This is a genomic window from Pseudomonas sp. PAMC25584 (assembly GCF_058135675.1).
In genome coordinates this window covers 3,119,708-3,131,497 of record NZ_CM176870.1, presented here as the reverse complement: position 1 = coordinate 3,131,497, position 11,790 = coordinate 3,119,708, and the positions used below count along the sequence as shown (strand labels likewise).

Genomic DNA, 11,790 nt, shown 5'->3' with positions numbered 1-11,790 from the left:
TATTTACCCGCTGCTCAATGAAGGTCGGAAGGTGCAGGTGCCTGCGTCACGGACGGCGCCTGCCACGGTACGGTCTTGACCGTCACACCAGGGGCCGCGCGCTGCAGCCCATCAATGACCAATTGATCACCGGCATTCAGCCCACTGCGAATCAGCCACTGATCCCCGATAGCCCGGTCGGTTTCCAGATCTCGTCGCTCGAGTTTGTCGTCCTTGCCCACCACGTAAGCCTGGGGTTTGCCTGTGCTGTCCCTTGATACCGCTTGCTGGGGAACCAGCAGGCCTTGATCCTTGACACCCTCTTCAAGGACCGCGCGGACATACATCCCCGGAAGCAGGGTGGCGTTGGGATTGGGAAAGATCGCGCGAAGGGTGATGGCCCCGGTGTCTTGATCCACCGTCACATCCGAAAATTCAAGCGAGCCCTCCAGGGGATAAAAGCTGCCGTCTTCGAGTCGCAGCCTGACTTTAGCCGCGCTTGCACCGCTTTTTTCCAGATCGCCTTGGGCCATTGCTTTCTTGAGGCGCAGGAGTGCGACGCTAGGCTGCGTGACGTCCACGTAGATCGGATCAAGCTGCTGGATGGTTGCCATGGCCGTGCTCTGACTGGCCGTGACCAATGCGCCTGGGGTGATACTGGATTTGCCGATGCGTCCTGAGATCGGGGCATCGACGCGGGTGTAGGCCAGATTGATGCGACTGCTTTCAACATTGGCCCTGGCCGATGAAACATCCGCCTCGCCTTCGCCCACGGACGCCACAGCGTCGTCGTAATCCTGTCGACTTATGGCATTGACGGCGGACAGCTCCTTGTAGCGATCACGCTTGAGTCGTGTGGAGATGAGGGTTGCCTGGGCCTTGGCCAATGCCGCGACATTGTTTTCATAGGTGGCTTTGTAGGTGGCGGGGTCAATTGAGTAGAGCACCTGGCCCGCCTTGACGTCGCTGCCCTCGGTGAAGCTGCGTTTAAGCACGATACCGTTGACCTGAGGCCGCACCTCTGCGATCAGAAACGGCACCGTCCGCCCAGGAAGCTCGGTGGTAAACACCACGCGTTGTGGCTGTACAGAGAGCGTACCCACTTCAGGCGTACCTGCGGCCGGTGGTGCGCCGCCTGGCGGTTTGCCACAGGCCGCCAAAACACTGATTGACGCGATGACCACCACTGACATGAGGCGCTTCGGGTATGCAAGGCACATGGCGTGCTCCAAGGACAAAAGACATAATTAACGATACCGAACTGTACGGTAATCTATTTTGACAGAAGCATTTGGTCAAGTAATAATGGTACACATCGGTATCGAAATAGGAGATTTCTTGTGCGGGTACTTACGGACAGCAAGCGGGATGCGATTCTTCAGGCCGCCGCAGACATTTTTCATGAGCAAGGGTTTGAAGGGGCTTCCATGGCAGGCATCGCCACGCGAGTGGGCGGTTCCAAGTCGACGCTCTACCGCTATTTTTCCTCCAAGGAGGAGTTGTTTGTTGCGGTGAGTCATCAGGCTGCCAAAGACCAGATTCTTCCAACCCTGGAAACATTGCTGGCAAGCACGGATCAGGAACTGGGTGGCGTACTTCGACGTTTTGGGGAGACGGCACTGGCGATTGTCGCGAGTGAACCCGCGATCAAAGCCATGCGCACAGTGATCAGCGAGTCAGGTCGCAGTGACATCGGCAAGCTCTTCTATGAAACCGGGCCACAGATCGCCATGCATGCCCTGGCTGATTTTTTCCGGGCCCGAATGCTCGCAGGTACGTTGCGTCAGGCTGATCCCCACGTGGCAGCTCGACACCTCATCGCGCTCTTCGAGTCAGAGACCATATTTCCTTGCCTGATGGGCATCAGGTCCGAGCTATCCAGTGCCGAGATCAAAGGGGCTGTTGACCGCGCTGTTGAAGTGTTCCTCGGTGGTTACGGCGGGGGGGATGGAAAAACAGCAACAGAAACCGAAACGATTACTTGATGGGTCCCCAGCCGCTGGTGGCGGGGGTCACTCAAACGCCATTTACTTGATAGGGCTGCGCAATGAAGAAATCTCTATTGTCTCTTGCAGTAACCGCGTTTGTGCTGGGCGGCTGCTCACTGATCCCTGACTATCAACGGCCCGCAATACCTACGGCTACACAGTACCCAACGGGCCAGTCGTATTCGCCAGCCACCGCTGCGGACACTGTGGCCGCTGACCTGGGCTGGCGCCAGTTTTTCAAGGAGCCTGGGCTTCAGCAACTGATTCAGCTATCGCTGGAAAACAACCGAGACCTCAGAGTCGCCGCACTCAATATCGAAGCGTACCGCGCCAAATACCGGATCCAGCGTGCCGACCTGCTGCCATCGATTTCCGCCGATGCCAGCGGGACCCGCCAGCGAACACCCGCCGATCTTTCGCAGACAGGGCGTACAACTACGTCAGGCCAGTATTCGGCGACACTGGGCATCAGTTCTTATGAACTGGATTTGTTCGGCCGCGTGCGCAGCCTCAGCCAAGAGGCGCTGGAAACCTACCTTTCCAGCGAAGAGGCCCGTCGCTCGACTCAAATCAGCCTGGTGGCAAGCGTTGCCAATGCGTACTTCACCTGGCAGGCGGATCAAGCACTGCTGGCGCTGACCCAAGACACCCTTGACGCCTATGAGCAAAGCTTGGACCTCACCACGCGCAGCAGCAAAGTGGGGGTGTCTTCCGCACTGGATCTGGCACAGGCTCGCACATCGGTAGATAGCGCTCGCGTGAGTCTGGCGACCTACCAGCGACAGGTCGCCCAGGATCAGAATGATCTGGTGTCACTGCTGGGCGCAGGCTTGCCCGACAATCTTCCGCTAGCCAAGCCCTTGGGGACTGACCTGCTGGCCACCGTACCGGTTGGTTTGCCGTCGGATCTGCTGACCCGTCGTCCAGACATTATCGAGGCCGAACATACGCTGAAGGCTGCCAACGCAGACATCGGTTCAGCTCGCGCAGCGTTTTTCCCGAGTATTACCCTGACAGCCGACGCGGGAACGTCCAGCAGCGAGCTGTCCGGCCTGTTCAAGGGCGGCTCCGGCAGTTGGCTATTCACCCCCAGTATCAGCCTGCCGATCTTTAACGCCGGCAACCTGCGGGCCAGTCTGGACTATTCGAAAATAGAGAAAGACATCAGCGTCGCTAACTACGAGAAGGCCATTCAAACTGCCTTCAAGGAAGTCTCTGACGGCCTGGCGTCGCGCAAAACCTACGTCGATCAGCTTCAGTCGCAGCGTGACTATGTTCAGGCCAGTCAGGACTACTACGTTCTTGCCGAGTGGCGATACCGTGTCGGGATCGACAGCAATCTTACCTTTCTGGATGCCCAGCGTTCGTTGTACAGCGCACAACAGTCCCTCATCAGTGACCAGTTGTCCCAGCTGACTAGCGAGGTCAACTTGTACAAGGCTTTAGGGGGAGGGTGGTATCCAAACTCGGTCGAGAAGACTTCGAAACTCAAAGGTTGAGCATTTGCGTCGTACTGCCCGCTTCAATGACGTACTGAGTATCGCCATAGCAGTACTGCGCCTTGCCTTTGAACGCGCCTTCCAGCGCCTGCCCCAGGCGACTTGCGCGATGTTAGCGCAGGCCCCTGCTACCCATCCAAGCAGCCGTTCGTACATCTTCAAATCAAAGTGCCCGATATATCCTAAGCGCAAGGGCCCATTCAAGCCTTGAACCAGAACCGTTACGTTATCTAGCTTCCCGCTATCAGGTGGCTAAGTAACCACTCAATAAAACTTCTCGCCAGCGGGCTGTTCTCGCTGTCGCGATGAGTCAGCAAGGCCCAACTGGGGCCACGAATAGTTTCCTCAACCAAGGGTTGCAACAGTCCGCTGGCGCGCGATTGGCGGCTCAGTAACTGGCTAACCAAGGCGATGCCGAGTCCGGCACAAGCGGCATCTAACAGTAGGCCGGGATCGGAGAAGTTGAGCCCGTGATCCTTCTGGCCTACATCTATCCCTGCCTCCACCGCCCAGTGGCTCCAGTCCATTTCCCGCTCGCCATGCAGGGTTGTGCGCTGGTCGCTCGGCACTGCCAACAGGCTCGGATGGCAAGCCGGGTACAGGCGGTCAGCGTATAGCACTTTAAAGCTGCACTCGGACTGGGAACTGATGTCATCGCGCACCGCGAGGTCGATGGTCTGGGTGGTCATCTCCGGGACTTCATCAGTGCTGTAAATCCACAGATCAACCTCCGGATGCTGGCGGCGAAAATCCCCCAGGCGTGGAAGCAGCCAGTGACGGGCGAACGTTGGGGTGGTGTTGAGCACCAACTGGTTGGGTTTGTGGTACTGCCCCAGGCGGCGAATGCCGACGGCCAGTTGCTGTAGCAGTGCCTGGGTGGTGCTAAGTAGATCGTAACCAGCGTCGGTCAGGCTAACGCTGCGTCCGTTGCGAAAGAACAGTGGTTGTTCGAGGTAGGTCTCCAGGCTACGAATCTGCTGGCTAATTGCCGATTGGGTGAGGTGCAACTCCTCTGCCGCCTTGTGGAAACTACCCAGTCGGGCGGCGGCTTCGAAGCCGCGCAGCGTGTTCAAGGGCGGCCAGTGCTTGAGCATATTGATAAGCTCTCCTAATCATTTGCCTGCAAAATTCATCGTTTGTTTGCCATATTTTTCAGGCTTAGCATGCATGCCATAACCGAATAGGCAGTTTTTCATTGAACACAATGACTTAACTCAAGGGTACTTGTCATGCAGCAGAATGAAATTCGAAACAGTGGTTGGATGATGCCGGCCGAGTGGGTCAGGCACACCGCGACCTGGATGGTCTGGCCCCACAACACCGCACTCTGGGAGGCCGGTTGGGGCGTGACATTGCCGCAAGTGCAAGAGGACTTCGCTCGCGTGGCCAACGCCATCGCTCGTTTCGAACTGGTGAAACTGGTCGTCGACCCGTCTGCCGTCGCCAGTGCCAAAGCGCTCTGTGGGCCGAACATTGAATTGATCGAGCTGGCGGTGAACGACAGCTGGTGCCGGGACTCCGGTCCGAGCTTCGTTTGCCATCCGCAACAAGGCCTGGCCGGGGTGAGCTGGCGCTTCAACGCGTGGGGCGGTAAGTCGGCCCACGATCTGGACGAAAGCCTGGCCCGGCGCGCGCTCAATCACTTGGGCGTGGAGTGCTTTGGTACTGCGCTGAGCAATGAAGGCGGGGCCATTCATGTGGACGGCGAGGGCACGCTGATCACCACCGAATCGGTATTGCTCAACCCCAATCGCAATCCGGGCATCAACAAGGCCGAGATGGAGGAGATCTTCACTCGCCTGCTGGGTGTGAAGAAGACTGTCTGGCTGCCGGGAGACCCAAACTATGTGACCGGCGACATGACCGATGGCCATGTCGACGGTGTGTGCGCGTTCGCCCGTCCTGGGGTTTTGCTGGTAGACGCCACGCGCGACCAACACTCGGTGTATGCCGAAGTGGTACGTGAAAACCGTCGCGCTCTGGAGCTGGCAACCAATGCCCAAGGTCGCAAGTTTGAGCTGATCGAGCTTTATGAAGCCACCGATGCGGTGGACACCGAGGCTGAAGTGTTCTGTGCCTCCTACACCAACTTCTACATCGCCAACAACGCCATCATCATGCCGGCCTATGGCATTGATGCCGACAAGGTGGCTGCCGAAGTGTTGAGCAAGACCTTCCCAGGACGCGAAGTAGTACCGGTTCGGATCAATCACCTGGCTCATGGCGGTGGCGGTGTGCATTGCATCACCCAGCAACAGCCAGCCGGGCCACTGGAGGGTTAATGAAATGACCATTCTGACGATTGCCACAACCCAGATGGCCTGCACCTGGGACCTGAAACACAACGTTGATCAGGCCGAGCAATTGGTGCGTGAGGCGGCCGCTAAAGGCGCCCAAGTCATCCTGCTGCAGGAGCTGTTTGCAACCCCGTATTTCTGCATCGAGCAGAATCATAAACACCTGGCGCTGGCCGAGGAATATCAGGACAGCAGCGTACTCAAGCGCTTTGCCGCGCTGGCCAAGGAGTTGGGTGTGGTGCTGCCGCTGAGCTGGTTCGAGAAGGCGGGCAATGCCTACTTCAACTCGCTGAGCGTGGCCGATGCTGATGGGCGCCTCCTGGGTGTGTATCGCAAGACGCATATCCCCAACGCTATCGGTTATCAGGAGAAGGAATATTTCAGCCCTGGCGATACCGGCTTTCGTGTCTGGGACACTGCTTTTGGGCGCATAGGTTTGGGCATCTGTTGGGATCAGTGGTTCCCCGAGACCGCACGTTGCCTGGCATTGATGGGCGCCGAAGTCTTACTGTTCCCCACCGCCATTGGCTCTGAACCTGGTTGCACGACGCTGGATTCAAGTGATCACTGGCAGATGACCATGCGCGGCCATGCCGCCGCCAACATCGTGCCGGTGGTGGCCGCTAACCGCATTGGCCGAGAAGCGGCGACCACCGATCCGACCCTGCAGATGAACTTCTACGGCTCGTCCTTTATCTGCAATCACAAGGGCAAGCTGCTGGCCGAGTCTGACCGCGACAGCGCCGGCGTGCTGGTACACAGCCTGGACTTGGCCACCATGCGCGAAGAGCGTCTGACCTGGGGCATCTACCGCGACCGCCGTCCAGAGATGTACGGGGCGCTGTTAAGTCTGGACGGTCGCCACGCTAACGCACGCTGGAATACTCAAGGGGTTTGACATGAACATTACCAACAAGCTGTTGCTCTGCTCCTTAGGATTGGCACTAAGTTGTACCTTGTCGTCGGTGCAGGCGGAGGAAAAGACCCTGAAGTTGTACAACTGGGCGGATTACTTCGCCGAGGACACCCTCGCCAAGTTCACCGCCGAAACCGGGATCAAGGTGATCTACGACGTCATGGATGGCAGTGAGACGCTGGAAGCCAAGATGATGGCCGGCGGCAGTGGTTATGACCTGATCTTCCCCGGCGACACTGTTGGCGAACGTCTGATGCGCGCCGGCAGCCTGCAGCCGCTGGACAAGTCAAAGCTCACGGCCCTGAATGACATCGAGCCAGGTCTGCAGAAGCTACGTACGCATTATGTCTACTCGAACAAGGCCACCGTACCCTACACGTGGGGCACCATCGGCCTGACCTACAACGCCGAGCAGATTAAACAGCGCATGCCAGATGCGCCGGTGAATAGCCTGGACATGCTGTTCAAACCGGAACTGGCCGCCAAGTTCGCAGACTGCGGCATCTCGATGATCGACTCGCCGGACGAGGTGCTGGCGGTAGCACTCAATTACCTCGGCCGCGATCCGCGCAGTGCCAAGCCTGCAGACCTGGCCGCAGCGAGTGAGTTGCTGCTCAAGCTGCGACCGTCTATCCGTAAGTTCCAGTCGCAGCCGGTGAGCGAGTTGGTCAACGGCAACTTGTGCCTATCGCTCGGTTACAGCGGGGATATGACTCAGGCGCAACGTGCCGCAGATGCAGCAGGCAAGAAAGCCACGTTCCAGTACCACGTCCCGCGCGAAGGCACCACGGTATGGATGGACACCATGGCGATCCCCGTCGACGCCAAACATCCGGAATATGCCTATGCGTTCATCAACTTCGTCATGCGCCCGGAGAACATGGCCGCCATCAGCAACTTCACCGGCTACCCCACCTCCAATGCCAAAGCACGTCCGAGTGTCGACTCAGTGATGCGTAACAACCCGGATATCTACCTTGATGAGGCCGCTTATGCACGACTGATCCCGGGTCAAGACATTCCCCAGTCCAATATGCGTGCGCGCATGCGTGCTTGGACCAAGTTCAAGACAGCCTCCACTAAGTGATGGCAAGTCGACCATCCAGATAGTCGGCTTTGAAAGCGGTCTTAACCCATGGCCGCAGTTATTGTCCTTCAAAACAATGCAACGACAAGAATTGAGAGATAAACACATGTCAACACGTCGTAATTTCATTAAGCAGGTAGCGTTAGTTTCTAGTCTCGGCGCAGCGGCATCCATGGGGCTCGGCATGAATGCCTCTTGGGTACAAGCAGCCATCAAGGGAAGCTGGTATATGCCGGATGAAAACGAGTTACAGGAACGGATGTTCCTATCCTTTGGTGCCTCGTCAGCGGTCCACCAAGATTGGGCTACGCCGGTGAATAATAATATCGCTCTGCTGGCCAAAACCATCGCCAAATATCAGCCGGTTACCGTGTTGTGCCGCCCCAATGAATTGGCTAAGGCCACGGCGGCATGCGGTACTACCAACATCACATTTCAGACCATGGCGCTGGACGACATTTGGATGCGTGACATGGGTGGCTGTTTCGTGGTAGACGACCAAGGCGGTCGAGGGCTAGTGGATTTCAACTTCAACGGTTGGGGCGATAAGCAGGCTCACGCCAATGACGCTAACGTGGCCGACAAACTGAGCAAATTGACGGGCGCCACCTACATCGCCAGCCAGCTGACGGGCGAGGGCGGCGGTATCGAAATAGATGGTAATGGCACTGCGATCTTGACCGAGAGTTCCTGGATCAACAGCAACCGTAATCCAGACATGACTAAGGCGCAGATCGAAACGGAACTGAAGGCTAACTTGGGCCTGCGCAAAATCATCTGGTTGCCGGGCATCAAGGGCAAAGACATCACCGATGGTCACGTCGATTTTTACGCCCGTTTTTCTTCAAAAGGCGTGGTGGTGGCGCAACTCGACAACGACCCGGACTCTTATGAGTACCCGATCACCCGCAAGCACCTGGAAATTCTCAAGGCCGCCACCGACGCCGATGGCAACAAGTTGCAGGTGTACACCCTGCCGCCACCGTTGAAGTTGCGCAGCAACGTCTACACCGAGAGCCTGGATTTCGCCCCCGGCTATATTAACTACATCACGATCAATGGCGCGGTGATAGTTCCACATTTTGGTGATGCCGCGGCAGACAAATACGCCAAGGATCTGCTAACCAAGTTGTATCCGGGCCGCGTGGTGGTGCAGGTCAACATCGACCCGATTGCCGCCGGTGGTGGTGGAATTCACTGCGTGACCAAGAATATGCCGGCCGTTTGATTCGTCGTTGGTGCCCGCACAGCGATCACCGCTGCACGAGCACAGTCAAGGCTTGTGGTGCGCTATTGCGCCCTTGGTGCTACGCATTCTGTTGCAAAAAAGCCAGAAACTCTTTGGCTCGATGGCGCTGGGTAATCCGTCCGATTACTTGGCCGGTCAGGATGTCGAAAGCCGCGTACAGACTCGCCGTACCATGGCGCTTGTAATCATGCGTCCGGCGTTCAACTTGACCTGGGCGTAGCGGCAGCATCGGTTGGGTGCGATCCAACGCCTGGGTCTGGGTTTTCTCGTCAACCGACAACACCAGGGCGTTATCCGGTGGGTTCAGATAGAGCCCGACCACGTCGACTACCTTGTCGGCGAAATGAGGATCGTTGCTGATTTTGAAGGTCTTCAGACGATGGGGCTTGAGGTCGGAAGCGGCCCAGACCTGCCGCACCTGCCACGTGGTAACCCGCGCATACTTGGCCATCAAACGGACGCTCCAGTGAGTGGCTTCCTGGGGTACACGCCGGGTGGTCAGTGTCAGGATTTCGTTAATTTTATCGGGCCCAAGTTTGAGTGGCTGGCCGCTGCGCGGCAGATCGCTCAACCCTTCGATTCCCGCCTCCAGATAACGTTTTCGCCACTTGAATACCGTCGGCGGCGTGACCTGCAACTGCTCGCTGACGGCCTTGGGCGTCAATCCGTCAGCCAGTAGAAGCAGGATGCGCGCTCTCTGGGCGAGGCTCTGTTCCAGCGTACTCATACGCAACCAACCTTGCAGGGCGATGAGATCGGAAGGCATTAAAGCGAAGGGGGAAGTCGGTCGGGCCATGCGCATAACCAATCCATGACATTGGACGCACAGTATATCGTTACCATTAGATAAATGAATTAACCGCTCAGTCCACTAGGCGCTTCTGCCTCAACCGGCCGGTGTTGTACAAACGTTGCCTTGACCCTTTTAGAGACCAGTATGTAGGGGACCCAAATAGCGGTGGACACCAATCCGCGGAGGGTTTCCTTGGCCGTGCTGTAGTCGAATATGGGTTCATCCACCAGAACAAACGAGCAAACCCAGGCATCAAATGGAACGTAAATAGCCGAGGTGATGAGCGTGACGATATAAATCCTGGGAAATAAATAGTGTTCGGAGAAGAACAGGTAAACCAAATAACCAAAGGCCGCGATAAAGACTGCATTCATGAGTGTTTCTGAAATCAGGATCGCGCCCCATAGGGTGTTATCCATCGTCGTGCCGGATGAGGTAATGGTACTAAACGAGCCATCTGCGAATATCGGGTAATACACCGTGATAATGGCATAGCTCAGACGCGCCAAGGCTATAAACAGCCCCAAGCCAACCACGACCAACCAACCGCCCAATCCCTTCAGTTGTTTACTTTTTTGCATGTTCGCTCCGCAGTTCAATAAAGTTTTCACGGTAGACAGCCAGCCGTGGCGCGCCACGTGCTCTAAGGTCGATGCCTGCTTCAATGTCGAAACGAGCGCTCCAAAAACTCGCTGATCAGCCCCACCAGCTGCTGTTGAATCACCGCCCGTGGCCGAGCCCCCTCACCATCCCGGCAAATCATGCCGTCGCCCGGCGAATCCGCTTCAATCAACGCCATGCCGCCCGGCTTGCAGATCGCCATGAAACTGAAGTGAGTGGCGTCGGCGAGCTCCACGTATTGCGTCGACACTTTCGGCAAGCGTTTGACTAAGGCGGCGGACTCCAAGTTAGGGTCCATCTCCTCCGACGGCACACCCCCCGCGATTACCAGCGCCGGCACTGGCAATGCCGCCAGGCTGGCGTGGGTGAAACCGCGCGACAGGCCCAGGTCCAACGACACAATGGCGGTGATGCGTTTGTCGCTCAGGTCAGTGGCCAGTTGGACCTTGCCGGCGGTTGTGCCTGCAGGGTCCATCTGCCGATAGCCCATGCAACCGCCAAGCTTCGGGTGGACGTTGCAGTCTCGATTGAACAGGTCTGGATCGAAACGGGCACCGGCGATTTCCAGCACGGTCCAGCCACCGAGTGAGTGGCCCACGGCGGCAATCTGGTTGTGCTTGACCGTGCCAAATTGCGTGGGCTGCGCAAGCACCGCGTCGATGGCACGGCTGAGGTCTTTGGGCCGTTGCCACAACTGCGCGGCGGCGGCGGGGCTGCGATCCTTACTGGTGGTACCAGGATGGTTGACCGCTGCCACGATGTAACCCTGATGGGCCAGTGCACTGGCCAGCCACACCTGGTTGCGCCAATTACCGCCGTAACCGTGGGACAGCACCACCAAGGGATGCTCGCCAGCAGCCGGCGGTGCGTCGGGCACGGCGAGAGCCCCGATGAACACCGCGTTGTCGGCGATCAGCTCGGGCTTGGCCGTGGTGGCGGCGGGGTACCAGACGGCCAGTTGCAGTGTGCGCTGGTTCTCGACATCGGGCAGGGTGGCGGTTTTAAAGCCGATCGGGTTTTCGTCAGCGAATGCAGGGGAGGTCAGGCAAAGCAGCAATATCGCGCAGAAAGCCGTTCTCATTGTTTTTATCTTCCATGATGGGATCGAAGGACCGTGGGGCTAAGGTAGTGCGTAGCGCCCATGATCCGGCGTGATCGTATCGTCTTTTGGGTCGCTGACCTACATCAAAAAACCTATGGAGAAATCGACCGCTGTGGCTTCTGTGGTGAGCGTGCGTTCCCCGCTCACCACAGCGGGAAATGGCAGCCTCAGGGTCATTAGAGACGAGATGTAATGACCACAGTGAACGAGCGCCATGTGGGCCCCCGTGTTGTCTGCTTTTCGATTGATACAAAGTAGA

Annotated in this window: 10 protein-coding genes and 1 pseudogene; 6 read left to right on the top strand and 5 right to left on the bottom strand. The window is 57.5% G+C overall.

Translation table 11 applies throughout. From position 1 onward, the window contains the following. Nucleotides 1-14: 14 nt before the first annotated feature. Nucleotides 15-1,199: an efflux RND transporter periplasmic adaptor subunit gene (locus ACS5Q8_RS14310; RefSeq protein WP_426099782.1), complete on the bottom strand. Its 1,185-nt coding sequence runs from the start codon at nucleotides 1,197-1,199 to the stop codon at nucleotides 15-17. A 120-nt stretch (nucleotides 1,200-1,319) separates the two neighbouring features. Between ACS5Q8_RS14310 and ACS5Q8_RS14305 the strand changes: the two genes are divergently transcribed. Both ACS5Q8_RS14305 and ACS5Q8_RS14300 read left to right on the top strand, forming a co-directional pair. Continuing rightward, nucleotides 1,320-1,964: a TetR/AcrR family transcriptional regulator gene (locus ACS5Q8_RS14305; RefSeq protein ID WP_276192982.1), complete on the top strand. Its 645-nt coding sequence runs from the start codon at nucleotides 1,320-1,322 to the stop codon at nucleotides 1,962-1,964. A gap of 62 nt (nucleotides 1,965-2,026) precedes the next feature. Next, the gene (locus ACS5Q8_RS14300; protein WP_443694213.1) at nucleotides 2,027-3,466 is read left to right on the top strand and encodes an AdeC/AdeK/OprM family multidrug efflux complex outer membrane factor; all 1,440 of its coding nucleotides are present in this window, start codon (nucleotides 2,027-2,029) and stop codon (nucleotides 3,464-3,466) included. Nucleotides 3,467-3,696: 230 nt separating this feature from the next. On the opposite strand, the gene ACS5Q8_RS14295 is transcribed toward ACS5Q8_RS14300, so the two are convergent. Then, nucleotides 3,697-4,560: a LysR substrate-binding domain-containing protein gene (locus ACS5Q8_RS14295; RefSeq protein ID WP_465160342.1), complete on the bottom strand. Its 864-nt coding sequence runs from the start codon at nucleotides 4,558-4,560 to the stop codon at nucleotides 3,697-3,699. Nucleotides 4,561-4,695: 135 nt separating this feature from the next. Between ACS5Q8_RS14295 and ACS5Q8_RS14290 the strand changes: the two genes are divergently transcribed. From ACS5Q8_RS14290 to ACS5Q8_RS14275, 4 genes are all read left to right on the top strand, one after another. After that, entirely contained in the window at nucleotides 4,696-5,748 is a 1,053-nt protein-coding gene (locus ACS5Q8_RS14290; RefSeq protein ID WP_465160341.1) for an agmatine deiminase family protein, read from the top strand. 4 nt (nucleotides 5,749-5,752) lie between these two features. Next, nucleotides 5,753-6,661: an N-carbamoylputrescine amidase gene (gene aguB / locus ACS5Q8_RS14285; protein WP_426099781.1), complete on the top strand. Its 909-nt coding sequence runs from the start codon at nucleotides 5,753-5,755 to the stop codon at nucleotides 6,659-6,661. A gap of 1 nt (nucleotide 6,662) precedes the next feature. Further along, nucleotides 6,663-7,766: an extracellular solute-binding protein gene (locus ACS5Q8_RS14280; RefSeq protein ID WP_465160340.1), complete on the top strand. Its 1,104-nt coding sequence runs from the start codon at nucleotides 6,663-6,665 to the stop codon at nucleotides 7,764-7,766. 106 nt (nucleotides 7,767-7,872) lie between these two features. Then, entirely contained in the window at nucleotides 7,873-8,994 is a 1,122-nt protein-coding gene (locus ACS5Q8_RS14275; RefSeq protein WP_426099779.1) for an agmatine deiminase family protein, read from the top strand. Nucleotides 8,995-9,082: 88 nt separating this feature from the next. Here ACS5Q8_RS14275 and ACS5Q8_RS14270 read toward each other — a convergent pair. From ACS5Q8_RS14270 to ACS5Q8_RS14260, 3 genes and pseudogenes are all read right to left on the bottom strand, one after another. Continuing rightward, nucleotides 9,083-9,811, bottom strand: a pseudogene (locus ACS5Q8_RS14270) (IS630-like element ISPpu2 family transposase); the annotation flags it as partial. Nucleotides 9,812-9,870: 59 nt separating this feature from the next. After that, nucleotides 9,871-10,389: a DUF2569 domain-containing protein gene (locus ACS5Q8_RS14265; RefSeq protein WP_426099778.1), complete on the bottom strand. Its 519-nt coding sequence runs from the start codon at nucleotides 10,387-10,389 to the stop codon at nucleotides 9,871-9,873. A gap of 80 nt (nucleotides 10,390-10,469) precedes the next feature. Then, entirely contained in the window at nucleotides 10,470-11,510 is a 1,041-nt protein-coding gene (locus ACS5Q8_RS14260; protein ID WP_276192971.1) for an alpha/beta hydrolase family protein, read from the bottom strand. Between the last annotated feature and the right edge of the window lie 280 nt (nucleotides 11,511-11,790).

Excerpts from the sequence above, each read along its gene's own strand:
- ACS5Q8_RS14310 (WP_426099782.1), bottom strand. The coding sequence starts at position 1,199 with ATGTGCCTTGCATACCCGAAGCGCCTCATGTCAGTGGTGGTCATCGCG.
- ACS5Q8_RS14280 (WP_465160340.1), top strand. The coding sequence starts at position 6,663 with ATGAACATTACCAACAAGCTGTTGCTCTGCTCCTTAGGATTGGCACTA.
- ACS5Q8_RS14260 (WP_276192971.1), bottom strand. The coding sequence starts at position 11,510 with ATGAGAACGGCTTTCTGCGCGATATTGCTGCTTTGCCTGACCTCCCCT.
- ACS5Q8_RS14290 (WP_465160341.1), top strand. The coding sequence starts at position 4,696 with ATGCAGCAGAATGAAATTCGAAACAGTGGTTGGATGATGCCGGCCGAG.
- ACS5Q8_RS14300 (WP_443694213.1), top strand. The coding sequence starts at position 2,027 with ATGAAGAAATCTCTATTGTCTCTTGCAGTAACCGCGTTTGTGCTGGGC.
- ACS5Q8_RS14265 (WP_426099778.1), bottom strand. The coding sequence starts at position 10,389 with ATGCAAAAAAGTAAACAACTGAAGGGATTGGGCGGTTGGTTGGTCGTG.
- ACS5Q8_RS14275 (WP_426099779.1), top strand. The coding sequence starts at position 7,873 with ATGTCAACACGTCGTAATTTCATTAAGCAGGTAGCGTTAGTTTCTAGT.
- aguB (WP_426099781.1), top strand. The coding sequence starts at position 5,753 with ATGACCATTCTGACGATTGCCACAACCCAGATGGCCTGCACCTGGGAC.
- ACS5Q8_RS14295 (WP_465160342.1), bottom strand. The coding sequence starts at position 4,560 with ATGCTCAAGCACTGGCCGCCCTTGAACACGCTGCGCGGCTTCGAAGCC.